The 23,127-nt window shown below is 36.3% G+C and carries 26 protein-coding genes; 17 read left to right on the top strand and 9 right to left on the bottom strand.

Annotation, left to right across the window (positions count from 1 at the left end):
- Nucleotides 1-8: 8 nt before the first annotated feature.
- On the top strand, nucleotides 9-1,742 hold the full coding sequence (fruA, locus tag GNP81_RS14630; RefSeq protein ID WP_155673885.1) for a PTS fructose transporter subunit IIBC: 1,734 nt from the start codon (nucleotides 9-11) through the stop codon (nucleotides 1,740-1,742).
- Between the two features lie 75 nt (nucleotides 1,743-1,817).
- Here fruA and GNP81_RS14625 read toward each other — a convergent pair whose 3' ends face one another.
- On the bottom strand, nucleotides 1,818-2,342 hold the full coding sequence (locus GNP81_RS14625) for an outer membrane beta-barrel protein (RefSeq protein WP_041941219.1): 525 nt from the start codon (nucleotides 2,340-2,342) through the stop codon (nucleotides 1,818-1,820).
- Nucleotides 2,343-2,620: 278 nt separating this feature from the next.
- Between GNP81_RS14625 and GNP81_RS14620 the strand changes: the two genes are divergently transcribed.
- Together GNP81_RS14620 and GNP81_RS14615 are read left to right on the top strand one after the other, a co-directional pair.
- Nucleotides 2,621-3,235: a LysE family translocator gene (locus tag GNP81_RS14620; protein WP_065595235.1), complete on the top strand. Its 615-nt coding sequence runs from the start codon at nucleotides 2,621-2,623 to the stop codon at nucleotides 3,233-3,235.
- Nucleotides 3,236-3,387: 152 nt separating this feature from the next.
- On the top strand, nucleotides 3,388-4,041 hold the full coding sequence (locus GNP81_RS14615; RefSeq protein WP_005423487.1) for an HAD family hydrolase: 654 nt from the start codon (nucleotides 3,388-3,390) through the stop codon (nucleotides 4,039-4,041).
- Between the two features lie 55 nt (nucleotides 4,042-4,096).
- On the opposite strand, the gene GNP81_RS14610 is transcribed toward GNP81_RS14615, so the two are convergent.
- The 3 genes from GNP81_RS14610 to GNP81_RS14600 are packed head-to-tail and all read right to left on the bottom strand — an operon-like array spanning nucleotide 4,097 to nucleotide 6,210.
- On the bottom strand, nucleotides 4,097-4,930 hold the full coding sequence (locus GNP81_RS14610; protein WP_419465707.1) for an SGNH/GDSL hydrolase family protein: 834 nt from the start codon (nucleotides 4,928-4,930) through the stop codon (nucleotides 4,097-4,099).
- Between the two features lie 12 nt (nucleotides 4,931-4,942).
- Nucleotides 4,943-5,824 carry a LysR family transcriptional regulator gene (locus GNP81_RS14605; RefSeq protein WP_155672567.1) on the bottom strand — a complete coding sequence of 294 codons (882 nt, stop codon included), beginning with the start codon at nucleotides 5,822-5,824 and terminating at the stop codon, nucleotides 4,943-4,945.
- Entirely contained in the window at nucleotides 5,821-6,210 is a 390-nt protein-coding gene (locus tag GNP81_RS14600; protein WP_155673884.1) for a nitrous oxide-stimulated promoter family protein, read from the bottom strand. Before GNP81_RS14600 ends, GNP81_RS14605 begins: the two co-directional genes overlap by 4 nt.
- 235 nt (nucleotides 6,211-6,445) lie before the next feature.
- Here GNP81_RS14600 and GNP81_RS14595 point away from each other — a divergent pair, with 235 nt between their 5' ends.
- The 3 genes from GNP81_RS14595 to GNP81_RS14585 all read left to right on the top strand — a co-directional run bounded on the left by GNP81_RS14595 (nucleotide 6,446) and on the right by GNP81_RS14585 (nucleotide 8,367).
- Nucleotides 6,446-6,901, top strand: coding sequence for a hypothetical protein (locus GNP81_RS14595; protein ID WP_155673883.1), 456 nt, complete (start codon nucleotides 6,446-6,448; stop codon nucleotides 6,899-6,901).
- 138 nt (nucleotides 6,902-7,039) lie between these two features.
- Nucleotides 7,040-7,558, top strand: coding sequence for a YbhB/YbcL family Raf kinase inhibitor-like protein (locus GNP81_RS14590; RefSeq protein WP_054775189.1), 519 nt, complete (start codon nucleotides 7,040-7,042; stop codon nucleotides 7,556-7,558).
- 23 nt (nucleotides 7,559-7,581) lie between these two features.
- Nucleotides 7,582-8,367, top strand: a complete 786-nt coding sequence (locus tag GNP81_RS14585; RefSeq protein ID WP_155673882.1) for a helix-turn-helix transcriptional regulator — start codon at nucleotides 7,582-7,584, stop codon at nucleotides 8,365-8,367.
- 104 nt (nucleotides 8,368-8,471) lie between these two features.
- Here the strand turns inward: GNP81_RS14585 and GNP81_RS14580 are convergent, their stop codons facing one another.
- The 3 genes from GNP81_RS14580 to GNP81_RS14570 are packed head-to-tail and all read right to left on the bottom strand — an operon-like array spanning nucleotide 8,472 to nucleotide 10,810.
- Nucleotides 8,472-9,596, bottom strand: a complete 1,125-nt coding sequence (locus GNP81_RS14580; RefSeq protein ID WP_155673881.1) for a M20 family metallopeptidase — start codon at nucleotides 9,594-9,596, stop codon at nucleotides 8,472-8,474.
- A gap of 9 nt (nucleotides 9,597-9,605) precedes the next feature.
- Nucleotides 9,606-10,073 (bottom strand): YjiG family protein, encoded by a 468-nt coding sequence (locus GNP81_RS14575; protein ID WP_005423470.1) that lies wholly within the window; start codon nucleotides 10,071-10,073, stop codon nucleotides 9,606-9,608.
- Nucleotides 10,073-10,810, bottom strand: coding sequence for a nucleoside recognition domain-containing protein (locus tag GNP81_RS14570; protein ID WP_005423467.1), 738 nt, complete (start codon nucleotides 10,808-10,810; stop codon nucleotides 10,073-10,075). The genes GNP81_RS14575 and GNP81_RS14570 overlap by 1 nt, the downstream gene beginning before the upstream one ends.
- 306 nt (nucleotides 10,811-11,116) lie before the next feature.
- On the opposite strand from GNP81_RS14570, the gene GNP81_RS14565 reads away from it, so the two are divergent.
- Together GNP81_RS14565 and GNP81_RS14560 are read left to right on the top strand one after the other, a co-directional pair.
- The gene (locus tag GNP81_RS14565) at nucleotides 11,117-11,311 is read left to right on the top strand and encodes a hypothetical protein (protein ID WP_155673880.1); all 195 of its coding nucleotides are present in this window, start codon (nucleotides 11,117-11,119) and stop codon (nucleotides 11,309-11,311) included.
- A 181-nt stretch (nucleotides 11,312-11,492) separates the two neighbouring features.
- On the top strand, nucleotides 11,493-12,293 hold the full coding sequence (locus tag GNP81_RS14560; protein ID WP_012534908.1) for a mechanosensitive ion channel family protein: 801 nt from the start codon (nucleotides 11,493-11,495) through the stop codon (nucleotides 12,291-12,293).
- Nucleotides 12,294-12,334: 41 nt separating this feature from the next.
- On the opposite strand, the gene luxR is transcribed toward GNP81_RS14560, so the two are convergent.
- The gene (gene luxR, locus GNP81_RS14555) at nucleotides 12,335-13,087 is read right to left on the bottom strand and encodes an autoinducer binding domain-containing protein (protein ID WP_215832512.1); all 753 of its coding nucleotides are present in this window, start codon (nucleotides 13,085-13,087) and stop codon (nucleotides 12,335-12,337) included.
- Between the two features lie 218 nt (nucleotides 13,088-13,305).
- Between luxR and GNP81_RS14550 the strand changes: the two genes are divergently transcribed.
- The 7 genes from GNP81_RS14550 to luxG all read left to right on the top strand — a co-directional run bounded on the left by GNP81_RS14550 (nucleotide 13,306) and on the right by luxG (nucleotide 20,357).
- Nucleotides 13,306-13,887: an acyl-homoserine-lactone synthase gene (locus GNP81_RS14550; protein WP_005423459.1), complete on the top strand. Its 582-nt coding sequence runs from the start codon at nucleotides 13,306-13,308 to the stop codon at nucleotides 13,885-13,887.
- A gap of 53 nt (nucleotides 13,888-13,940) precedes the next feature.
- Complete coding sequence (gene luxC / locus GNP81_RS14545) at nucleotides 13,941-15,380, top strand: long-chain-fatty-acyl-CoA reductase LuxC (RefSeq protein WP_155673878.1); 1,440 nt, start codon at nucleotides 13,941-13,943, stop codon at nucleotides 15,378-15,380.
- A 14-nt stretch (nucleotides 15,381-15,394) separates the two neighbouring features.
- Complete coding sequence (locus tag GNP81_RS14540; RefSeq protein WP_155673877.1) at nucleotides 15,395-16,318, top strand: acyl transferase; 924 nt, start codon at nucleotides 15,395-15,397, stop codon at nucleotides 16,316-16,318.
- Between the two features lie 30 nt (nucleotides 16,319-16,348).
- Nucleotides 16,349-17,413 carry a luciferase subunit alpha gene (luxA, locus tag GNP81_RS14535; RefSeq protein ID WP_005423453.1) on the top strand — a complete coding sequence of 355 codons (1,065 nt, stop codon included), beginning with the start codon at nucleotides 16,349-16,351 and terminating at the stop codon, nucleotides 17,411-17,413.
- 38 nt (nucleotides 17,414-17,451) lie between these two features.
- Complete coding sequence (gene luxB / locus GNP81_RS14530) at nucleotides 17,452-18,432, top strand: luciferase subunit beta (protein WP_155672562.1); 981 nt, start codon at nucleotides 17,452-17,454, stop codon at nucleotides 18,430-18,432.
- A gap of 74 nt (nucleotides 18,433-18,506) precedes the next feature.
- A complete protein-coding gene (gene luxE, locus GNP81_RS14525) occupies nucleotides 18,507-19,643 on the top strand; it encodes a long-chain-fatty-acid--protein ligase LuxE (RefSeq protein WP_155672561.1) in 1,137 nt (378 codons plus the stop codon).
- A gap of 3 nt (nucleotides 19,644-19,646) precedes the next feature.
- Nucleotides 19,647-20,357 carry a flavin mononucleotide reductase LuxG gene (gene luxG, locus GNP81_RS14520; RefSeq protein WP_005423444.1) on the top strand — a complete coding sequence of 237 codons (711 nt, stop codon included), beginning with the start codon at nucleotides 19,647-19,649 and terminating at the stop codon, nucleotides 20,355-20,357.
- 40 nt (nucleotides 20,358-20,397) lie between these two features.
- Here the strand turns inward: luxG and GNP81_RS14515 are convergent, their stop codons facing one another.
- On the bottom strand, nucleotides 20,398-20,841 hold the full coding sequence (locus GNP81_RS14515; RefSeq protein WP_011263737.1) for a dCMP deaminase family protein: 444 nt from the start codon (nucleotides 20,839-20,841) through the stop codon (nucleotides 20,398-20,400).
- Between the two features lie 203 nt (nucleotides 20,842-21,044).
- Between GNP81_RS14515 and GNP81_RS14510 the strand changes: the two genes are divergently transcribed.
- Nucleotides 21,045-22,415 carry an MATE family efflux transporter gene (locus GNP81_RS14510; protein ID WP_155673876.1) on the top strand — a complete coding sequence of 457 codons (1,371 nt, stop codon included), beginning with the start codon at nucleotides 21,045-21,047 and terminating at the stop codon, nucleotides 22,413-22,415.
- Nucleotides 22,416-22,523: 108 nt separating this feature from the next.
- Nucleotides 22,524-23,075: a sugar O-acetyltransferase gene (locus tag GNP81_RS14505; RefSeq protein ID WP_065622537.1), complete on the top strand. Its 552-nt coding sequence runs from the start codon at nucleotides 22,524-22,526 to the stop codon at nucleotides 23,073-23,075.
- Nucleotides 23,076-23,127 lie beyond the last annotated feature (52 nt).

Below are 23,127 nucleotides of genomic sequence, written 5' to 3'. Positions count from 1 at the left end.
GACAAAATATGAAAAACATAGCTATCGTAACAGCATGCCCAAGTGGTGTAGCAAACAGCATTATTGCAGCGGGTTTATTAGAACAAGCTGCAAAAAAATTAAATTGGACTGCGTCGATTGAATGTCAATCAAGCGTGTTACCTGTTGATGTATTAAGCCAAGAAGTGATTGATGGTGCAGATGCTATTATCATCGCTGCAAATACAGAAGTAGATACCGCTCGCTTTGTGGGTAAAAAAGTATATACAGGCACTATTTCGGAATGTACTACAGATACGCAAGCGTGGTTAGAAAACGCAGCGAACAGCGCAAAAGAATTAACCGCTTCTGAAGTGACATCAACAGCGGTTGCTGAAGATACGGGCGCTAAAAAAATTGTAGCGATTACGGCGTGTCCAACGGGTGTTGCACATACCTTCATGGCGGCTGAAGCGTTAGAAGAAGAAGGTAAACGCCAAGGTCACATTATTAAAGTAGAAACTCGTGGTTCTGTGGGTGCGAAAAACCAATTAACGGATCAAGAAATCGCAGAAGCGGATCTGGTTATCATCGCTGCTGATATTGAGGTTCCTCTTGAGCGTTTTAATGGTAAACGTCTATATAAAACAAGTACTGGTTTAGCATTAAAGAAAACAGAACAAGAGATGAATAAAGCCTTCGCTGATGCGACGGTTTTCCAAGCGTCTGGTAATACACAATCTTCTCAAACTGAAGAGAAAAAAGGCATGTACAAACACCTAATGACAGGGGTATCACACATGCTTCCTGTTGTTATCGCGGGTGGTTTGTTGATTGCATTGTCTTTTGTATTTGGCATCGAAGCATTTAAAGAACCGGGTACTATCGCTGCAACCTTAATGGACATTGGTGGTGGCGCTGCATTTGCGTTAATGATCCCTGTTCTTGCTGGTTTTATCGCGTTCTCGATTGCTGACCGTCCTGGTTTAGCGCCAGGTCTAATCGGTGGTATGTTGGCGAGCTCAACAGGTGCGGGTTTCCTTGGTGGTATTGCTGCCGGTTTCATTGCTGGTTACTCAGCTAAATTCATTGCGGATAAAGTATCTCTTCCTCAATCAATGGAAGCGCTTAAACCAATTCTAATCATTCCATTTGTGGCAAGTTTATTTACTGGTCTGGTGATGATTTATATCATCGGTGGTCCTGTATCTGGCATCATGTCAGCGTTAACAGAATTCCTAAACAACATGGGCTCAACTAACGCTGTATTACTGGGTGTGATTCTTGGTTGTATGATGTGTTTCGACTTAGGTGGTCCAGTAAACAAAGCTGCATATACATTTGGTGTAGGTCTTCTGGCTTCACAAACGTACGGCCCAATGGCGGCTATCATGGCAGCAGGTATGGTTCCTGCGCTAGGTATGGGTTTAGCGACATTTCTTGCTAAGAACAAGTTTGAAGCGGGTGAGCGTGAAGCAGGCAAAGCATCATTTGTGCTTGGTTTATGCTTTATCTCTGAAGGTGCGATTCCATTTGCAGCGAAAGATCCAATGCGTGTGATTCCAAGCTGTATGGCGGGTGGTGCACTAACGGGTGGTCTATCTATGCTGTTTGGTGCTCAATTGCTTGCTCCACACGGTGGTCTATTTGTTCTACTTATTCCAAACGCAATCACGCCAGTATTTATGTATTTGGTAGCCATTGCAGCGGGTACAGCAGTAACAGGCTTCACTTACGCTTTCTTGAAAAATAAAGCGGATGCGAAAGAAGCTGCAGTGGCTTAATAAATGAAGCTATATTGATATAAAAAGGGCGCTTCCAAGGTGATTGGAAGCGCCCTTTTTTATGCTGTTTAAAAGCTAGAACATAAAGTTCACACCAGCACCAATAGATGAGATGTAATCATCAGAAGCTAATGGCATATATTGGTATTCAACGTTGAAGGTAACGGAAGGGAACAGCTTCATTACTGTGCCTACTGCAACATAAGGTTTAGTTGATACTGCGTCTTGTTTTAACGTTTGATTATTAACTTTATATTGATATTCAACATTGGTGCGGTTCAAACCGAATTTCCCATAGAAAGAGCCATAATAAGACATTGGGAAATACATTTTTGCTGCGATAGTCGCACCCGTAGCCGATGCTTTGTCATTATCCATTGCGATATCATTCATTGATGCTGTCATGTAATAGCTTAGATCCATCGCAATCATGGGTGCGAAATGATAGTTATAACCCACTTGAGTCATTAAAGCGCTACCATGAGAGCCATCAATTTTTAGGTTTGCTAGACTTGGCTGAATATAGATTTGGTGTAAAGTGTCTGTTGCTTGCGCTGATGCAGTTGCCCCTAGCAACAAAAGTGGTAGTAACCTTTTCATTATAAACTCGTCTATTTAACCGAATGTGCGATTTTATTGTGAATGAGACAATGTTGTAAAGTTAATTAACCTCAATTTGGAATAATTTAAGTCATTCAGCACTGTTTCTTTAGCGCCTAACTGCGTTAAAATCAACACAATAGGCAAGCTATTGACTTATGATTTTGCCTTGTTATGCATCTAAATTAACAGCACTGAATCATTGATTTAATGTAAGTGTATAAAAAACATATATCTCGACTTTCTTATCCCAAGTTGAGGTTAAATTAAGGCTTGAAATGACATTAACTATTTGGATTTCATTATTTTTGGTTTCATTGTTGGGAGCAATGTCTCCAGGACCAAGTTTAGCGACAGTAGCTAAACATACTTTATCAGGTAAGCGAATTAATGGTATAGCAGCCGCTTGGGCTCATTCAATTGGTATTGGGTTTTATGCTTTTATTACCGTGATTGGCTTAGCGGTAGTGTTACAACAATCACCTATGCTATTTAAAGGGATTAGCTATTTAGGTGCTGCTTATTTGGCTTATTTAGGTCTCGGTGCCTTGCGTTCCACTGGCGGAATTGCAGCAAAGCTTGAATCTGGACAACAAGTTACGATTGTTGAGTCAGCAAAAGAAGGGCTACTTATCTCACTTCTAAACCCTAAAATCGCGTTGTTCTTCTTAGCTTTGTTTAGTCAATTTGTCGCAGTAGGCAATGACCCTTTAGATAAAGCCATTATTGTTATCACACCTATTGTTGTTGATGGATTGTGGTATACGATTATTAGTTGTTTGCTATCCGCCCCTAGAATTGTGGATAAACTCCGTAGTAAAGCGAAATGGATAGACAGATTATCTGGTGTCGTATTGATTTTATTGGCGATGCGAGTGGTTTTTTATAGCTAGTTTATCGGTTGGCTGTAATTAAAGAGGAAGTGCTTTTAAATTAAGAGTTCACTTTTTTCATCTCTCATTTTGGCTTACTATGACAATTCTCCACGTATAGTGAGTTATAGGTATACGTAACGTTTTTTTGCTATTCATACATAAGGTTTCTCATGACATTTAAAGCTGCAATTTTCGATATGGATGGACTACTTCTCGATACAGAAAGAGTGTGTATGTCCGTGTTTCAACAAGCATGTGAAGCAGAGAATGTTCCATTTCTTGAAGATGTTTATCTGTCGGGGATTGGCTGTAACGCTAAACGTATTGAAGAGCTTTTCCGTGCAGGTTATGGTCCTGATATCGATTACCCTGCTTTAAATAAAGCGTGGCGTATCCGTTATTTTTCTATAGTTCAGAATCAAGCTATTCCTGTTAAAGAAGGCGTTATTGAGCTGTTAGAGTGGTTAAAAGCCAATAAGATCCCAATGGCTGTTGCTACATCAACTCAAAATGATATCGCTATTAAGAAATTAGCATTAGCGGGTCTTGATGGTTATTTTGATGTACTTGCTACGGGGTGTGAGGTTGAGAACAGTAAGCCACATCCAGAAATTTATTTTTTAGCAGCGGAACGTTTAGGTATTGCTCCTGAAACGTGCTTAGCATTTGAAGATTCTAATAATGGAACTCGTGCGGCGGTTGCTGCAACAATGATCACTTACCAAATCCCTGATTTAGTACAACCAAGCCAAGATGTTATTGAACTTGGTCATCGTATTTTGCCTTCTATGGTTGAGGTTTTAGCTGAACTAAAAGCTCGCTAAGATTCTCAAGTCTTATTTAAAAAAACGGCTCATTTAATAGATGAGCCGTTTTTATTTATGGTAATAAGGTTTCTATTTTAGGTTGGAGTAAGTTAATCCAAGTTGAATAGGCTCGAGCGTTTAAATGTAAGTCGTCACATGTAAATTCATTTGATAAGAATTGATTCGGACAAAGAACGGCATTTACATCTAGATAATTGATTTGATGCTGCTGACAGTAGGTAACTAAACGACCGTTTAACTCTGCAACTTGAGCATTAAGGTGAACCAGTTTTTGGCCACAAAATAATGTACTTTGAACTAGAATTTCACAATTGTTTCGTTGCCAATAAGCTAAGATTTTTGTGTAATTATCAAAGACAGAATCCACAGAAAAACCTTGGCTCAAATCATTAATACCAGCCATGATCGTAATAAGCTTCGGTTGTACTGCTAGAGTCGTTTCAATTCTTCGCAACATGCCAAAAGTAGTGTCCCCCGCAATGCCACGATTCACATGAGGAATATGGGTGAATACGTCTTGCCATGGTCCCCATTCGGTAATTGAATCACCAAAAAGAACAAGATCAGCTTTAGGGGTAAAGGTGCTATGAGAATCAACCAAATGAATATAACGGCTCATACTATGTCCTCGTTGTGCAATATCAATTTCTGTGCATAACCACTCAATTTGATCTTTTGGGTTATCAATGACATTTAATTTTGGTAATAGACCATCAATTTGAGAAACCAAAGGACTCAGTTTAGTGGTTAAGGCCAATTCATGCTTAAGTTGATGTAATTGATTAATTACTTCATAAATCGAAATAGGTTGTAATTGATGAAACAGCTCATATAAATCAACCGTTTCGTTATTTAATAAATGTGTTTTGAGTTGTGCTTTCATCATTCCATGATCTTCTTATTGTTTTTTAAATGTGTGTTCGATTTCATCTATCATCCACTCCATAACATTGCCCATACCGCTGTCTCTACGTTTTACTACTCCCCACTCAATTTGTAATGTATCAAGGATATGATCAGTAGATAGTTTTTGAGTTTGGTTTTTATACCAGCCTGATTCTAATATGTGTTCAGGAACTAATGCCCAACCAACACTGCGAATAACCAGAGCGGTAATATAATAATAGCTGTCGATATACCAGTGATTGGCCGAAATTGGTTTTTCTTGAGAGTGGCCTACACGATCTCGAATAACCAATTGTCGATATTGATTTAGCTGGATCAACGTTGGCTTTTCAAATTGAGATAAAGGGTGTTCTGGCGAGACAATTAATGCCTGATTAAAAAAGCCAAGGGATAAATATTCTAATGAATCTGATAGAACATTAACTCGAAATAAAAAACCAAGATCTGCTTTTTTTTCATCAACCCATCGTGCAATATCGGCCTGAGATCCATTAATAATTGTCAGTTTTAATAGCGGGAATTTAGCAGAGATTTTTTGAAAGAAATCTTCAAATACGTCAATAGGTACTGCTTCATCTAATGCAACAGTGAGTGCGATTTCTTCACCGGTTGCAACAGTATCTGCTCGAGCTTGTAGTCGTTCGCATTGCTCTAAAATAGCTTGAGCTTCTACAAACATATCTTCGCCATCTTGAGTTAAAACAGGTAAACGAGCACTTCGATCAAACAGTTCAAATCCAAGATCTGTCTCTAAATTGGAAATTGCGGTACTAATTCGTGACTGCGCCTTCCCCATTTGACGTGCTGCAGCAGAAAAAGAACCACATTTTACTGAGGTTACAAAAGCATTCAGTTGGTCTAATGTCCAGTTCATTTTTTATTTCCATTCTTAAGTCGAATATGACGGTTTGAAGCATTAGGTTGTGGCTTATCTGCAACGTTTCTCTTTTCTGATAATAGATGACGAATCGCCAATATTGGGTGATGCAGTAGCATTCTTGGGCCTGAAAAGCGCATAACAAGACGCATTTGTTCTTTTGGTTCGGGCTTGTAGCAATGAATAGGGCAGGTATTGCAGGTTGGTTTATTCTCGCCATAGGGGCAACGATCTAATCGTACTTCTGCATAGTCCATCAATTGTTGGCATTCTTCACACAGTGTTTCAGAGTGGTGGTTTTTTTTACAATAAATCTCAATCATTGCAGAGACGGTTTTGAACTCTGTATTGAGTTTTCCAAGTAAAATATCACTACTTTTCATGTTTTGCCTATGCGTAAAATACTATTATTGCTCTTAGTATAAAGGGGAAAGGATACTGGGTGAAGTGTTCACTTTTTCATGTGCTGTTTTTAGCCTAGTATAACCGTATCCCCAAAAGCATATTGCTCCTAAAGTGTATGCGCCAAAAGCCATTTAGTTAGTCCTAAGTGGCTTTTTTTTATGAAAAAACATACCATACTTAATATGACTTGTTTTTATGTGTTGGATTGATTTTATGAATATAAAGAAAGTGTTACCTGTTGCACTTCTAGGGCTATTGGTTGGGTGCGACACAGAAGATGAAAATAATATAGATTCAATTTTAATATCTCCAAATGATTACAAAGTTGTAGAGTTCACATTGAAGCCAAATCAAGAAGTGAATATATCAGTACAAGACATTAATCATGTGTTGTCTGAATCTTATATTATTGATCAAGCTGCTTATCAAGACTGGAAAGATGAAACTCAAAATGGTGATTTTGAGAATGCGTTGTTGAATTTTGAGTTTGCATTTCCTCCTCTTTCTGGAAAACACCAATCAGGCTGGTTACCACTTGGAAATGGATTAACTGCAGATACTACTTTTTATCTTTTCTTTGAAAATACAAAGTTTGGAATAGTAGCGCCACCTGAAGGTGGTGATGAGATGGCGTCTACAATGATGTATACCTTAGAGCTTCGTAATTAATATTTTTTTGCTAAAAGTATCAAAATAAGTTTAGTTTAATTATCAGTTGATACTTTGTGTTGGTTTTTAGCTTGTTTTATTCGTAATAATGTTCCTGTACTTAATTAGAACACTCTATAAACAGTGAAGGAAATTATTATGAACAAAGCATTATTGGTGTTACTTACTCTTGCATCATTCTCTAGCCAAGCTTTTGAAGTATCAAGTACTGATGTACATGAAGGTCAATTGATGAATAGCAAGTTTACTTTCTCAGGTATGGGCTGTACTGGTGATAATATCTCTCCACAATTAAGTTGGAAAGATGCACCAGAGGGAACAAAAAGTTTTGCTATAACTGTGTTTGATCCAGATGCACCTACAGGCAGTGGTTGGTGGCATTGGTTGGCTCTAAATATTCCTGCAAATGTACACAGCATTGAGCAAGGCTCGGCAATGAAAAATATCTTACAAACTAAGAATGATTTCGGCACAATGAGCTACGGTGGTGCTTGCCCTCCAGAAGGTGATGGCATGCACAGATACCAATATACTGTGTGGGCATTGCCACAAGAAAAAATTGATTTACCAGCAGACATTTCACCTGCAGTAGTTGGTTATACTTTAAATAGCATGGCATTAGACAAAGCGGTATTAACAGCAACGTATGTGCGTTAATTGATAAGAACTAGGAGCATAAAATGAGCGAATCACTGCTTAAGATACAAACGTATTCAGGCGTTAATGATCAGCATTTACGTAATGTTCATATTTATGCTCCAAGTATTATCTGGGTAAAATCTGGCATAAAAACGGTATTTCAAGGTACTGATAATTATGATATTGATGCTCAATCATGGCTATTAACTGCTGCCAATCAAGATCTGAGTTTTATTAATAAGCCAACAAAAGATCATTTTTATTCTGTTCAGCTCTGTTTTTTGTTCCCACCTACTCTTGAAATGATAGAGGTGAGTAAAGAAAACCGACGTAAATATGAACACCTTAACGCTATTAAGGTTTCTTCAACATTAGCGTATGGTTTTTCTTTGCTAATCGAGATGAGTTCTCAGAATTTAAGCTCTAATGTGCAAAAACATCATTTATTTGCCTTTTATCAGCAGCTAGTAGAAGTTGGTGCATTGCATGTTTTATTCTCAGAATCCCATGATTCTTTGCAAAATAAACTGAGTGCTTATTTTTCCAAAGATCCTGCAGAAAATTATCAGTTAGATGAAGTATCACATGCTTTCTCTATGAGTCGAGCGACGTTGATCCGTCGATTGAATCAAGATGGAACTAATTTTAGAACAGTATTAGCGAACGTAAGAATGAGTCATGCTCTCTCTTTAATGCAAGAGAGAAAGCAGAGTCAGTTAGATCTAGCATTACAGTGTGGATATCAATCTGAAACACGTTTTAGTCAACGTTTTCATCAGCAGTTTGGTATTACCCCCAAACAATATATGAAAACCGTGTCGTATTAATTAAAGACGTATTGATTAAAAAAGATAAAAAAACAGCGAGCCAAATGCTCGCTGTTTTATTTTGTTACCTAGCTAAAAGCGTTGTTATCGTTATATCACAAATGTTACTTAGCTAATTTAGTCAATACGTTCATCAATAACTTGATGCGTGGTTCGATTGACTCAAGCAGTAAGTACTCGTCAGCGCTGTGGAAACCTGCACCGATAGGGCCTAAACCATCTAACGTTGGAACACCTAAGATTGCAGTGTTGTTAGCATCAGAGCCGCCGCCCACTTCTTTCCAGTTGATATCAATGTTTAGCTCTTGAGCTGATTCTTCAATCATGGCCATTAGCGCCTCAGTTTGCTCTGATGGCACCATAGAAGGTTTATATGCTTCACGAACCAGTTCAATTGATACACCGTCAACAAATGGCGTTTCGATCATACCATTTAACCTTGTATCTACTTGGTCATATTCTGCGTTATCCCAGAAACGAACATCAACAATAGCTGTTGCTAAATCAGGAACGATGTTTGCGCCCGCACCACCAGAAACCACGCCTACGTTTAACGTCGTGCCTGATTCAAAGTTAGTCATTGCGTTTGTCGCTAAGATCCAGTTAGCCATTTCAGTGATCGCACTGCGGCCATTCTCTGGTTCATTGCCAGCGTGAGCAGCTTTACCGTTGAAGGTCATTTTGTAGCGAGCCATGCCTTTACGAGCTTTAACTAAGCCACCATCTGCACGAGCCGCTTCTGCAACCAATACGTTTTTCGCTTTTTTCGCTGTTTCTTGGATCCAATCAACTGAATCTAAAGAACCTGTCTCTTCATCTGGGTTCATGCAAACACAGATAGACAGTTTATCTAATACTGTTTGGTCTAAGTTACGTAGTGCATATACCACGTTTAATAGACCAGACTTCATATCAGAAACACCTGGGCCATATGCTTTTTCAGCATCTAAAGACATTGGGCGTTCAGCTGCTGTACCTACTGGGAAAACCGTATCCATGTGACCAATCATCATCACATCAATATGTTCAGCTTCTGGTTTGTTACGAACTTCAAGACCAACGCCTGCTTTACCACAATCAATACGCTTAATAGACCAGCCATTCATTGCTTCATATTTTGCTGCCATTTGATTAGCAATAACTTCAATGCCTTCAACTGTGTAAGTACCGCAGTCTACATCAATAAGAGGGCGTAGTTCTTCAAGATAATCGTTTAGAGAAAAGTTCATCTGAAATCCTTATAGAATCATGTTCATAACAAACATTGCACCGAATGCGTTTAATACTGAGATAGCAATCATTACTGGGATATAGCGACCTTCAGTACCGATAGGACCCATGATACGGCCCATGTATTGTACTTGTGAGCCCATTAGGTAAATGGCCGGTGCAAGAATAGCAATGTGCGCACCATTTAGAATGCCTTGGTCAAACAGAGTAATAACCACACCAACTGCACCACCCATTGACATCCAAGCACCAATTAATACAGCTGCAGCTTCACCAGGAAGACCAAAGATAGCCATAATTGGAGAGAAGATAGAACCCATTAAATCAAGTGCACCTGTAATTTGCAGTGCTTTGATAATAACAAATGCCATTAATACGTTAGGAACTGTTGAAGTGGTAGCAATAACCCAGCCTTTTTTAGCGCCTTCAACAAAGATGTCTGTAACCATAGGTTTTTTTGCTTTAACGTCGCTCATTATGCTGTCTCCTCAGTCATTTTTTTATCTTGTTTGTCGTCATCTTGTCCTTCTTTACCTTCAGTAATATTTAGGTAAATACGGAATAGGTTTGCACCAACAAATTTGAAAGCAAACATAACAACAACAGCTAGACCAATTGATGATGGAACAGCTAAAGAGCCATCTGGGTTAGTTAGAGTGAATAATACCGCACCAGATGAAAAGAAGTTTACAATTGCTGCACCAGCTGTGAATTGGAACATTGTGAAAATGTCAGTCTCACGCTTGGTTAGATGTTTTTCGTCTTTTAGTTGACGAGTCATCGCAGCCCCCGCATCGGTACTCTGTAATGATGCGATTAATGCTAAACCAGAGTTACCTGGAATACCCATTAATGGACGTAGAAGAGGAGTAAGAAGCTTACGAGCTGCATCAAGTGCACCGTAATGCTCAAGAACGTTAATCATACCTAATGCAAACATAACGGTAGGAATAAGAGTTAATGCAAAAATGAAACCGTCACGAGCACCGCTACCGCCTTTACCACGAAGAGAGGTTGTTGCAGCTTGAACGCCGTCCGCAGTTTCAGAAACAGAATATGCCACTTTACCAAATGAGCCGTTTAGCGTTGTAAAGTCAAAAACACCATACCATTCATTTGATTGCATAAAGCCAGAGAAGAACACAACAGCAAAGGCCAGAGCCACATAACTGCCAATACCGACTTTACGCGCTTTATCAGCCGATTGAGTCATAAATACCTCGTTTAAAATTTAAAGATTAGAAATTGTATTGGATTAACCATTTAGGGGTATTTTGCGTGAATCGATTTTGAAGGGTTTGATAATTATCAAAAAGTATTTCTATAAATAAAAGATTGTATAAATAGTTTTATATTTTGTGATCTATCTGAAAATGTAGATTTTTATATTGAAGTGTTTCATTGTTGATTTATTTGTTATTTATTTGAGAGCATTACTTTGAGTTATGATTTGATTGTTCATCTAACGTTCAGAATTGGCTTGATATTATAAAATCTCATTCATTATCAGAGATAAAATATGAAACAGTTATTAGCTACTATTGTTGCTTTATTCGTTGGTTTTTTTGTTTTGGTTTCAAGTCTATTTTTTGCTGTGGGATTAAGTATTGTTGGCTTTTTTATGTCAAAAACACATAACAGTAAAATGAAATCAAACGAAGATAAAGAAGCAAGAATCATCGAAGGTGAGTGTTCAGAAGTGACTCATTCTTAATCAAAAGGATTATTAATGTGATGATAAAGTGAATCAAGTTCGAGTAAATCGATAGATGGGGATGAAATTATGGTCTACCTATGGGATATTTACTGCTAGATGTTAAGTAATAAAGCAGTAAATAGAAGAGGTAAGCGTGGATAGACTGTTACTAGTAATAGATTTTTTATTAACACATAAGATGATTTTTAGTGTGTTGATTATTAGCTTCATCTTCTTAATACGCCATTATGCAGTAAAGCACATTCGCGGGGATATTGCTTTCTTAACTGAAGATCAGCGTAAATGGATTTCTCGAACCAAAAACGGCTCGTTTACTGTAATTGTCATTACGTTATTTATTTTATGGCAATCAGAGATAAATGAATTTGCTTTATCCGTTACAGCTATTGCCGTTGCAATTGTGGTGGCATCTAAAGAAATCATTTTGTGTTTTACGGGGTCGATTCAACGTGCCAGTTCCCGTTCATTTCGAATCGGTGATTGGATTGAAGTGGGCTCTTTGTGTGGGGAAGTTATTGAGCACAATATGATGGCTACGGTTATTCAAGAGATTGATTTGCACCATGGGCAATATGATTACACAGGAAAAACAGCTACGCTTCCAAACAGTATGTTCTTTACATACCCAGTGAAAAACCTGAATTTCATGAAGCGTTATGTTTATCATAACTTCTCAATCTGTGTTAAAGAGTTCGTGAATCTATATCCAATGTTACCTGATTTATTGGCAAAGATAGATGTTCATAGTGAAGAATTTATTGAAGTAGCACGACGCTATAACAGCGTAATCGAGAAGCATGCTGGTGTGGATCTTCCTGGATCAGAACCTCATATCCACATTACGACGACGTCAATGGGGGATCAAAAAGTGCATTACATGATCTTTTGCCCAACAGAAAAAGCCTCTCACTTAGAGCAGCTTATTCGTCAAGATTTCATGGAAATGTATGAGATCAATTTTCCACAAAAAACAGAGTAACAAAGAGAAAAACCTATAGGTATAAAGCTTTACTTACGTACTTAATTTTTAAAGTATGGGCAATCAATTGCTCCTGTTAAAATTGCTTTAGAAATACTTTGGCAGCGGTTTGTTGTATTGAGTTTCATTTGCGCATTGGTTAAATGGAAAGTGACAGTACGCTCACTGCAGCCTAATATTTTTGAAATATCCCAAGAGCTTTTTCCTTCGCATGCCCACGCTAAACATTCTTTTTCTCTTTTGGTTAAATCGTTGTTTGATTTATTATTTGTTATATTTATTTTTCGATAATTATCAACTAGAGAAGGAACAATTAATGGTATGTTCATACACGCATGTAAAAATAAACTATCTATATAGTTGTCTTTTTCTGAATGTGCAAAACTAAGCATTCCGAAGCCATTGTTAGCCGTATGAATAGGGAAACTAAACCCAGTGATAAGACCTGATGTTTTCGCTTCTTTAATTACATTTGGAGATTTTTTATTTACAGCATTGTTTTCAAATATATTCCAATTAATTGGTGAATGATTGGAGTTAGAATAATCTACTATAGGATCATATTTTATTAAATTAGCGTCATCATAATATTGCCTCCATTTTTTAGGGTAATTATCTAGAATTGAAATATCAGATTTAACCATGGAATGAGGATAAATGATCGCGAGTAAATAATATTCACAATGTACCATTTTAGTCATATCAGATAAGCATTGATTAATATCATTATTGCTTCTACAAGCTTTAATTTTATTAATTATTCTGTAAGTGTCGTTGGCATTTATGTCTTTCATACCCATCTCTTTATCCTTACCTATTGTTTGTCGCAAGTTTTGCGTGTTATATATCATTAAAACAGTAATAGATTGACATTTGATTCTAATAAATTGGATTTTTGTCACACTATTGTATCGCTTGAAATACAATTGGTTAACATGAGTACCTGTAGGATCGTACAGGTTTACGTAAGAAAATGGTTTGTTATAGTCGATTAAACGCAAGGGAGGTTGGTATGACTATAATGATAAAAAAATCGGATTTTTTGGCAATTCCATCGGAGGAGTATAAAGGTATTCTAAGTCTTCGTTATCAAGTATTTAAGCAAAGACTTGAGTGGGACTTAGTTGTAGAAAATAATCTTGAATCAGATGAGTATGATAACTCAAATGCAGAATATATTTATGCTTGTGATGATACTGAAAATGTAAGTGGATGCTGGCGTTTATTACCTACTACGGGTGATTATATGTTGAAAAGTGTTTTTCCTGAATTGCTTGGTCAACAGAGTGCTCCCAAAGATCCTAATATAGTCGAATTAAGTCGTTTTGCTGTAGGTAAAAATAGCTCAAAGATAAATAACTCTGCTAGTGAAATTACAATGAAACTATTTGAAGCTATATATAAACACGCTGTTAGTCAAGGTATTACAGAATATGTAACAGTAACATCAACAGCAATAGAGCGGTTTTTAAAGCGTATTAAAGTTCCTTGTCATCGTATTGGAGACAAAGAAATTCATGTATTAGGTGATACTAAATCTGTTGTATTGTCTATGCCTATTAATGAACAGTTTAAAAAAGCAGTATTAAATTAATATTATTAAATCATTAATTTATTTTAAATACTAAGTATATTATAGGGAAAATAATGAATAAATGTATTCCAATGATAATTAATGGAATGATTCAAGATTTTGATAATTATGCATATAAAGAAGTTAAACTAAATAATGATAATAGAGTAAAATTATCTGTCATTACTGAAAGTTCAGTTTCAAAAATGTTAAATATCAAAGATAGAATTAATCTTAATTTAAATCAGATTGTGAATTTTTTATATACCGTTGGTCAACGATGGAAAAGTGAAGAATATAATCGGCGACGAACCTATATCCGTGAGTTAAAAACATATCTTGGTTATTCTGATGAAATGGCAAGGTTAGAAGCGAATTGGATTGCAATGTTATTGTGCTCTAAAAGTGCTTTGTATGACATTGTTAATTATGATTTGGGCTCTATACACGTATTAGATGAATGGCTTCCACGTGGTGATTGCTATGTTAAAGCACAACCGAAAGGTGTTTCTGTTCACTTGTTAGCTGGTAATGTTCCATTATCAGGAGTGACATCTATTTTGCGTGCTATTTTAACAAAAAATGAGTGCATTATTAAAACTTCGTCTTCAGATCCTTTTACTGCAAACGCTTTAGTTTCCAGTTTTATTGATGTTAATGCAGACCATCCAATAACCAAATCAATGTCTGTTATGTATTGGCCGCATGATGAAGATATGACTCTATCTCAAAGAATAATGAATCATGCCGACGTGGTTATTGCTTGGGGTGGAGACGAGGCGATTAAATGGGCGGTAAAATATTCACCACCGCATGTCGATATTCTGAAATTTGGACCAAAGAAAAGTTTAAGTATTATTGAAGCTCCTAAAGATATAGAAGCCGCAGCAATGGGGGTTGCTCATGATATTTGTTTCTATGACCAGCAAGCCTGCTTCTCTACTCAAGACGTTTATTATATAGGAGATAATTTACCTTTATTTTTAAATGAACTTGAAAAACAGCTAGATCGATACGCGAAAATTTTACCAAAAGGTTCAAATAGTTTTGATGAAAAAGCGGCGTTTACTCTTACTGAAAAAGAAAGTCTATTTGCTGGATATGAAGTGAGAAAGGGAGATAAGCAAGCTTGGTTAATAGTCGTATCACCTACAAATAGCTTTGGAAATCAACCGCTATCACGAAGTGTGTATGTTCATCAAGTATCTGATATTAAAGAGATAATTCCTTTTGTTAATAAAAATAGAACACAAACTGTTTCTATTTATCCTTGGGAAGCGTCATTAAAATATCGAGATAAATTAGCAAGAAGTGGAGTTGAAAGAATTGTTGAATCAGGCATGAATAATATTTTCAGAGTTGGAGGGGCTCATGATTCATTATCTCCTCTCCAGTACCTAGTTAGGTTTGTATCGCATGAGAGACCATTTAATTATACGACAAAAGATGTTGCGGTTGAAATCGAACAAACACGTTACTTAGAGGAAGATAAGTTTTTAGTTTTTGTCCCATAGTTAAAGGAAATTATATGAAAGATGAAAGTGCTTTTTTTACGATTGATCACATCATCAAGCTTGATAATGGTCAGTCTATCCGAGTTTGGGAAACACTCCCTAAAAAGAACGTACCAGAGAAAAAACATACAATACTTATTGCTTCGGGTTTTGCTAGAAGAATGGATCATTTTGCAGGTCTTGCTGAGTATTTATCTACTAACGGTTTTCATGTCATTCGCTACGATTCTTTGCATCATGTTGGATTAAGCAGTGGATGTATAAATGAATTTACGATGTCGATTGGAAAAAATAGCCTGCTTACAGTCGTAGATTGGCTTACAGATCATGGTGTCGAACGAATAGGGCTGATTGCTGCTAGTTTGTCAGCGAGAATCGCCTATGAGGTAGTAAATAAAATTAAATTATCATTTTTAATTACGGCCGTAGGTGTCGTTAATCTTAGAGATACATTAGAAAAAGCATTGGAGTATGACTATTTGCAATTACCTATTTCAGAGTTACCAGAAGATCTTGACTTTGAAGGTCATAATTTAGGATCGGAGGTCTTTGTTACAGATTGCTTTAAACATAATTGGGACACGTTAGACTCGACACTTAATAGTGTTAAAGGATTAGCGATTCCATTTATTGCTTTTACTGCAAACGATGATAGTTGGGTAAAGCAAAGTGAAGTTATAGAGCTCATTGATAGCATTGAATCTAGTAATTGTAAGCTCTATTCGCTAATTGGAAGTTCACATGATCTTGGGGAAAATTTGGTTGTATTAAGAAATTTTTATCAATCAGTGACGAAGGCAGCCTTAGCATTAGATGATGGTTTATTGGATTTAGAGATAGACATTATTGAACCTCGATTTGAGGACATTACAAGTATTACTGTTAAGGAGCGTAGATTAAAAAATGAAATTGAAAATGAATTATTAGAATTGGCTTAAATAAACAGAATCACCAAAAAGGAATAGAGTATGAAGTTTGGAAATATTTGTTTTTCGTATCAACCACCAGGTGAAACTCATAAGCAAGTAATGGATCGCTTTGTTCGGCTTGGTATCGCCTCAGAAGAGGTAGGGTTTGATACATATTGGACCTTAGAACATCATTTTACAGAGTTTGGTCTTACGGGAAATTTATTTGTTGCTGCGGCTAACCTGTTAGGAAGAACTAAAACATTAAATGTTGGCACTATGGGGGTTGTTATTCCGACAGCACACCCAGTTCGACAGTTAGAAGACGTTTTATTATTAGATCAAATGTCGAAAGGTCGTTTTAATTTTGGAACCGTTCGAGGGCTATACCATAAAGATTTTCGAGTATTTGGTGTTGATATGGAAGAGTCTCGAGCAATTACTCAAAATTTCTACCAGATGATAATGGAAAGCTTACAGACAGGAACCATTAGCTCTGATAGTGATTACATTCAATTTCCTAAGGTTGATGTATATCCCAAAGTGTACTCAAAAAATGTACCAACCTGTATGACTGCTGAGTCCGCAAGTACGACAGAATGGCTAGCAATACAAGGGCTACCAATGGTTCTTAGTTGGATTATTGGTACTAATGAAAAAAAAGCACAGATGGAACTCTATAATGAAATTGCGACAGAATATGGTCATGATATATCTAAAATAGATCATTGTATGACTTATATTTGTTCTGTTGATGATGATGCACAAAAGGCGCAAGATGTTTGTCGGGAGTTTCTGAAAAATTGGTATGACTCATATGTAAATGCGACCAATATCTTTAATGATAGCAATCAAACTCGTGGTTATGATTATCATAAAGGTCAATGGCGTGATTTTGTTTTACAAGGACATACAAACACCAATCGACGTGTTGATTATAGCAATGGTATTAACCCTGTAGGCACTCCTGAGCAGTGTATTGAAATCATTCAACGTGATATTGATGCAACGGGTATTACAAACATTACATGCGGATTTGAAGCTAATGGAACTGAAGATGAAATAATTGCTTCCATGCGACGCTTTATGACACAAGTCGCACCTTTCTTAAAAGAACCTAAATAAATTACTTATTTGATACTAGAGATAATAAGGAACAAGTTATGAAATTTGGATTATTTTTTCTAAACTTTCAGAAAGATGGAACAACATCTGAAGAAACGTTGGATAATATGGTAAAGACTGTCACGTTAATTGATTCAACTAAATATCATTTTAATACTGCCTTTGTTAATGAACATCACTTTTCAAAAAATGGTATTGTTGGAGCACCTATTACCGCAGCTGGTTTTTTATTAGGGTTAACAAATAAATTACATATTGGTTCATTAAATCAAGTAATTACCACCCATCACCCTGTACGTGTAGCAGAAGAAGCCAGTTTATTAGATCAAATGTCTGAGGGACGCTTCATTCTCGGTTTTAGTGACTGCGAAAGTGATTTCGAAATGGAATTTTTTAGACGTCATATCTCATCAAGGCAACAACAATTTGAAGCATGCTATGAAATAATTAATGACGCATTAACTACAGGTTATTGTCATCCCCAAAACGACTTTTATGATTTTCCAAAGGTTTCAATTAACCCACACTGTTACAGTGAGAATGGACCTAAGCAATATGTATCCGCTACATCAAAAGAAGTCGTCATGTGGGCAGCGAAAAAGGCACTGCCTTTAACATTTAAGTGGGAGGATAATTTAGAAACCAAAGAGCGTTATGCAATTCTATATAATAAAACAGCACAACAATATGGTGTTGATATTTCCGGTGTTGATCATCAATTAACTGTAATTGCGAACTTAAATTCTGATAGAAATACGGCTCAAGAAGAAGTGAGAGAATACTTAAAAGACTATATCACTGAAACTTACCCTCAAATGGATAGAGATGAAAAAATTAACTGCATTATTGAAGAGAATGCTGTTGGGTCTCATGATGACTATTATGAATCGACAAAATTAGCAGTGGAAAAAACAGGGTCTAAAAATATTTTATTATCCTTTGAATCAATGTCTGATATTAAAGATGTAAAAGATATTATTGATATGTTGAACCAAAAAATCGAAATGAATTTACCATAATAAAATTAAAGGCAATTTCTATATTAGATTGCCTTTTTAAATTTCTGTTGATATTAGGTATTACTGGAGAGGGTATGACTGCCCATACTGAATATAAAAGAAATCAAATCATTGCTAGTTCAGAAATTGATGATCTTATTTTTATGACGAAACCACAAGAGTGGTCATTTGAAGAGCAAAAAGAAATACGAGATAAATTAGTTCGTGAGGCTTTTTATTTTCACTACAATAGAAATGAAGAATATAGAAATTATTGTATCAATCAGCATGTGAGTGATAATTTACACACTATTGATGAAATACCCGTGTTTCCAACATCTGTTTTTAAATATAAGAAATTACATACTGTCACAGCCGAGGACATTGAAAATTGGTATACAAGTAGTGGAACTCGTGGAGTAAAAAGTCATATTGCACGTGATCGTCTTAGCATTGAACGCTTACTTGGTTCTGTCAACTTCGGAATGAAATACGTTGGAGATTGGTTTGAGCATCAAATGGAATTGATAAATTTAGGACCAGATAGATTCAATACAAATAATATTTGGTTTAAATATGTCATGAGTTTGGTCGAGTTACTTTATCCGACTGAATTTACAGTTGATAATGACAAAATAGATTTTGAAAAAACAGTAAAACATCTATTTAGAATTAAGAATAGTAAAAAAGACATTTGCTTAATTGGGCCACCATTTTTTGTGTATCTTTTGTGCCAATATATGAAAGAAAACAATATTGAATTTAAAGGAGGAGATAGAGTACATATTATTACTGGTGGAGGATGGAAATCTAATCAAAATGACTCTTTAGATCGTGCTGATTTTAATCAATTATTAATGGATACTTTCCAACTCGACAAGATTAATCAAATTAGAGATACCTTTAATCAAGTTGAGCTTAATACTTGTTTTTTTGAAGATGAATTTCAAAGAAAACATGTTCCACCGTGGGTATATGCTCGGGCTCTTGATCCTGAAACCTTGAAACCCGTAGCAGATGGTGAGATCGGGTTGTTAAGTTATATGGACGCTTCATCAACTGCTTACCCTGCTTTTATTGTTACTGATGATATCGGTATTGTAAAAGAAATTAGAGAACCAGATCCTTACCCAGGGGTAACTGTTGAGATTGTTCGGCGCTTAAATACACGTGCGCAAAAAGGATGCGCGCTCTCTATGGCTAATGTCATACAAAAGAATATAAAGGATTAAGTTATGATTGTTGATGGTAGAGTTTCAAAAATAGTATTAGCGTCAATAAGAAATAATATATATAAGGTATTTATTACTGTAAATTCACCAATAAAGTTTATCGCTGGACAATTTGTAATGGTCACGATTAATGGGAAAAAATGTCCTTTTTCAATTGCGAATTGCCCGACAAAAAATCACGAAATAGAATTGCATATTGGTAGTTCGAATAGAGACTGCTCATTGGATATTATCGAATATTTTGTCGATGCTCTTGTTGAGGAAGTCGCAATTGAGTTAGATGCTCCCCATGGAAACGCTTGGTTACGGTCTGAAAGTAATAATCCATTGCTATTAATTGCGGGAGGTACAGGTTTATCATATATAAATAGCATTCTAACAAATTGCTTAAATAGGAATATACCTCAAGATATTTATCTTTACTGGGGAGTAAAAGACAGTTCTCTTTTGTATGAAGATGAAGAGTTACTAAACTTATCACTAAACAACAAAAACTTTCATTATATTCCTGTTATTGAAGATAAAAGTGAAGAATGGATAGGGAGAAAAGGCACTGTTCTTGATGCTGTCATGGAAGATTTTACTGATCTTACTTATTTTGATATTTATGTTTGTGGACCCTTCATGATGGCTAAAACAGCAAAAGAAAAATTAATTGAAGAGAAAAAAGCAAAGTCAGAACAGATGTTTGCCGATGCTTTTGCATACGTATAAAGAGAATATAAAAAGCCAGATTATTAATCCGGCTTTTTTATTATTTCAATGTGTCCAAGGGTAACCAAGTTACTTCAACTCCCGCCTGAGAAAACATATCTTGGCTAACTTGGATTTTTTCACCCCAACGAGATAAGAAGTCTTCAGTCTGTTCAGGACAATATACTTTTGAAATTCCTGTTTGGATGATTTTCGCTGCACAGTTTGGACAAGGAAAATGAGTAACCCAAATATCACAACCTTCTAAATCACGTTTCGCAAATAAAATGGCATTTTCTTCAGCGTGAAGTGTTTTTAAATATTTTATTTCACGTTCATCAGTATCAGCACTGTCTGATACACCATGTGGGTAGCCATTAAATCCAACAGAAACAATACGATTATGTTTAGTGATTACCGCACCAACTTGAGTGGATGGGTCTTTACTCCAAGAACCGACTAATTCAGCCATTTGGAAGAATCGCTTTGCCCATTTAGAAATCATAACGTTGCCCTTTGTGTCTGTATTTACAGAAGTATTTTATCTATTTCATAAGCTTATAACACAGTTTCTATGTGTCAATAAGAGGAAAATAGAAATAGTGTACAATCTATACTCAATTATCCGAAAAAGAGATGGATACTAACTTTTTCAATCTTAAATTGTAGCATAGAATCACGCCATTCTTTGTTGTTACCGAGGTTAAAATGACAACATTTCATGCAGATTCATCCATCACTCGTACTTTTTGGCGTTATGCCATCCCTTCTATTGCAGCAATGGTGGTGAGTGGACTGTATCAAATTATTGATGGGATCTTTGTTGGTCACTATATTGGTTTTGAGGGGCTTGCTGGTATTAATATGGCATGGCCTGCGATTTGTATTTTAGGTGCTATTGGCGTAATGGTTGGTATGGGAACTGGCAGTGTTATGTCCATATACCGTGGCGAAAATAGACTAGAAAAAACAAAAGTGGCCTTAACTACAGGCTTTTGGCTACTTGCGATATTAAGCATCATTGCGATCACTTGCATTGTATTACTCGCAAAAGACATTTTGCTTGCTCAAGGTGCGGAAGGTCAAAACTTTGCCTATGCCATGGATTACATCAATGTGCTTATGTTTGGAGGCTTCTTTACTGCATGTGCGACTGCGTTACCTATGCTTGTGCGAAATGATGAGTCGCCAAATGTCGCTACGTTCCTGCTTGTTATTGGCGCATTAATTAATATTGTTTTAGATTACGTGTTTATTGGTGTGATGGGGTTAGGGCTTTCTGGTGCTGCATTAGCAACGTTACTGGCTCAAGCTTGTGTCACCGTTTTAGGTATTGGTTATTTCTTTACTCAACGCTCAAGTATTAAAATTACATCAAAAGAAGTGCTGTTTTCTTGGAATAAAGCGAAGCAGTCTCTCTCTTTGGGGTCATCAGCATTAGTGATGTATTTATATGGTAGCTTTGTTGTTGCAATGCATAACGCGTTAATGATGCATTACGGCTCGGCAACGACAGTGGGAGCCTATGCCATTGTTGGTTACTTATTTATGCTTTACTACCTTCTAGCACAAGGTATTGCAGAAGGGGCTCAACCACCAATCAGTTATTATTTTGGTGCGAGAGAAAATAAAAAAGTGTATCAAATCTTCAAGATTGCATTGAAGTGGGTAGTCATTACAGGCATTGGCTGGGTAACTATTTTAAATATTTCACCAGAGCTAACGACGGCATTATTTACTAATGGTGATAAAGCTTTGATTGCTGAAACGATTGTCGGTATTCGTTATCACTTATTTGCGATGTTCTTGGATGGCATGATTGTATTGATTACGATTTACTTTTTGTCCGTAAATGAAGGCAAAAAAGCCATGGTAATTTCCATTAGTAATATTGTAATTCAATTACCGTTCTTACTTATATTGCCTAAGTGGTTTGGAATTGATGGAGTTTGGTTAGCGATGCCAGTATCAAATATTGCATTGATTATCTGTATTGCACCAATGGTATGGAATCATTTGAAAACTCAGAAGATTATCAAGCCATTACCATTGACCTCTACATCGGTCATGAGTCATTAGAGTATTTAAAATAGGAAATTTTTTATTCCAATATTTACTCTTTTTATTTTATAGAAATCGAATAGACTTTAATGGGTTTATTCGATTTTTGCTTTGTAGGGAGTTAGCATGACCGAATTTGAAAAAATGAAAAGTGGTTTGGTATTTGATGGCGGTGATCCTGAAATTGACGCTATTCGTAATCAAACACAAAAGTATCTTCAACAATTTAATCGAAGTACTGAAACAAAAGAGAAGTTATCTATTTTACCAAATGTATTTAATGTTTTTGGTCAGAGTTTTATTCAAGCGCCTTTCTTTTGTGAGTTTGGAAAGACAATCTCTATAGGAAACGAAACGTTTATCAATATGAACGTGACCATGCTCGATGGGGCAGAAATTACGATTGGTAATAATGTACTAATTGGCCCTAATGCTCAGTTTTATACGGCTTCTCATTCATTGGATTACAAAAGCCGTCGTTGTTGGGAAACTTATTGTAAGCCTATTATCATTGAAGATGATGTATGGGTTGGTGGTAGCGTAGTAATTAATCAAGGCGTTACTATTGGTGCTCGTTCGGTAATTGCTGCAAATTCAGTTGTGAACCATGATGTGCCATCTGATTGTTTGTACGGTGGAACGCCTGCCAAATTAATTAAACGACTTGATCAAAAATAAAAAGAGTTAGTTAAAAATTAGGTGTTTGAGATGGATAAGTATAACGAAATGT

Source organism: Aliivibrio fischeri (genome assembly GCF_009727955.1).
In the GTDB taxonomy this organism is placed as follows: Bacteria; Pseudomonadota; Gammaproteobacteria; order Enterobacterales; family Vibrionaceae; genus Aliivibrio; species Aliivibrio fischeri_A.
This window is presented reverse-complemented; position numbering and strand designations above follow the sequence as displayed.

What these genes read in the sequence shown, in the direction of transcription:
- fruA (WP_155673885.1), top strand. Translation starts at nt 9, where the DNA reads ATGAAAAACATAGCTATCGTAACAGCATGCCCAAGTGGTGTAGCAAAC.
- GNP81_RS14625 (WP_041941219.1), bottom strand. Translation starts at nt 2,342, where the DNA reads ATGAAAAGGTTACTACCACTTTTGTTGCTAGGGGCAACTGCATCAGCG.
- GNP81_RS14620 (WP_065595235.1), top strand. Translation starts at nt 2,621, where the DNA reads ATGACATTAACTATTTGGATTTCATTATTTTTGGTTTCATTGTTGGGA.
- GNP81_RS14615 (WP_005423487.1), top strand. Translation starts at nt 3,388, where the DNA reads ATGACATTTAAAGCTGCAATTTTCGATATGGATGGACTACTTCTCGAT.
- GNP81_RS14610 (WP_419465707.1), bottom strand. Translation starts at nt 4,930, where the DNA reads ATGATGAAAGCACAACTCAAAACACATTTATTAAATAACGAAACGGTT.
- GNP81_RS14605 (WP_155672567.1), bottom strand. Translation starts at nt 5,824, where the DNA reads ATGAACTGGACATTAGACCAACTGAATGCTTTTGTAACCTCAGTAAAA.
- GNP81_RS14600 (WP_155673884.1), bottom strand. Translation starts at nt 6,210, where the DNA reads ATGAAAAGTAGTGATATTTTACTTGGAAAACTCAATACAGAGTTCAAA.
- GNP81_RS14595 (WP_155673883.1), top strand. Translation starts at nt 6,446, where the DNA reads ATGAATATAAAGAAAGTGTTACCTGTTGCACTTCTAGGGCTATTGGTT.
- GNP81_RS14590 (WP_054775189.1), top strand. Translation starts at nt 7,040, where the DNA reads ATGAACAAAGCATTATTGGTGTTACTTACTCTTGCATCATTCTCTAGC.
- GNP81_RS14585 (WP_155673882.1), top strand. Translation starts at nt 7,582, where the DNA reads ATGAGCGAATCACTGCTTAAGATACAAACGTATTCAGGCGTTAATGAT.
- GNP81_RS14580 (WP_155673881.1), bottom strand. Translation starts at nt 9,596, where the DNA reads ATGAACTTTTCTCTAAACGATTATCTTGAAGAACTACGCCCTCTTATT.
- GNP81_RS14575 (WP_005423470.1), bottom strand. Translation starts at nt 10,073, where the DNA reads ATGAGCGACGTTAAAGCAAAAAAACCTATGGTTACAGACATCTTTGTT.
- GNP81_RS14570 (WP_005423467.1), bottom strand. Translation starts at nt 10,810, where the DNA reads ATGACTCAATCGGCTGATAAAGCGCGTAAAGTCGGTATTGGCAGTTAT.
- GNP81_RS14565 (WP_155673880.1), top strand. Translation starts at nt 11,117, where the DNA reads ATGAAACAGTTATTAGCTACTATTGTTGCTTTATTCGTTGGTTTTTTT.
- GNP81_RS14560 (WP_012534908.1), top strand. Translation starts at nt 11,493, where the DNA reads ATGATTTTTAGTGTGTTGATTATTAGCTTCATCTTCTTAATACGCCAT.
- luxR (WP_215832512.1), bottom strand. Translation starts at nt 13,087, where the DNA reads ATGAAAGACATAAATGCCAACGACACTTACAGAATAATTAATAAAATT.
- GNP81_RS14550 (WP_005423459.1), top strand. Translation starts at nt 13,306, where the DNA reads ATGACTATAATGATAAAAAAATCGGATTTTTTGGCAATTCCATCGGAG.
- luxC (WP_155673878.1), top strand. Translation starts at nt 13,941, where the DNA reads ATGAATAAATGTATTCCAATGATAATTAATGGAATGATTCAAGATTTT.
- GNP81_RS14540 (WP_155673877.1), top strand. Translation starts at nt 15,395, where the DNA reads ATGAAAGATGAAAGTGCTTTTTTTACGATTGATCACATCATCAAGCTT.
- luxA (WP_005423453.1), top strand. Translation starts at nt 16,349, where the DNA reads ATGAAGTTTGGAAATATTTGTTTTTCGTATCAACCACCAGGTGAAACT.
- luxB (WP_155672562.1), top strand. Translation starts at nt 17,452, where the DNA reads ATGAAATTTGGATTATTTTTTCTAAACTTTCAGAAAGATGGAACAACA.
- luxE (WP_155672561.1), top strand. Translation starts at nt 18,507, where the DNA reads ATGACTGCCCATACTGAATATAAAAGAAATCAAATCATTGCTAGTTCA.
- luxG (WP_005423444.1), top strand. Translation starts at nt 19,647, where the DNA reads ATGATTGTTGATGGTAGAGTTTCAAAAATAGTATTAGCGTCAATAAGA.
- GNP81_RS14515 (WP_011263737.1), bottom strand. Translation starts at nt 20,841, where the DNA reads ATGATTTCTAAATGGGCAAAGCGATTCTTCCAAATGGCTGAATTAGTC.
- GNP81_RS14510 (WP_155673876.1), top strand. Translation starts at nt 21,045, where the DNA reads ATGACAACATTTCATGCAGATTCATCCATCACTCGTACTTTTTGGCGT.
- GNP81_RS14505 (WP_065622537.1), top strand. Translation starts at nt 22,524, where the DNA reads ATGACCGAATTTGAAAAAATGAAAAGTGGTTTGGTATTTGATGGCGGT.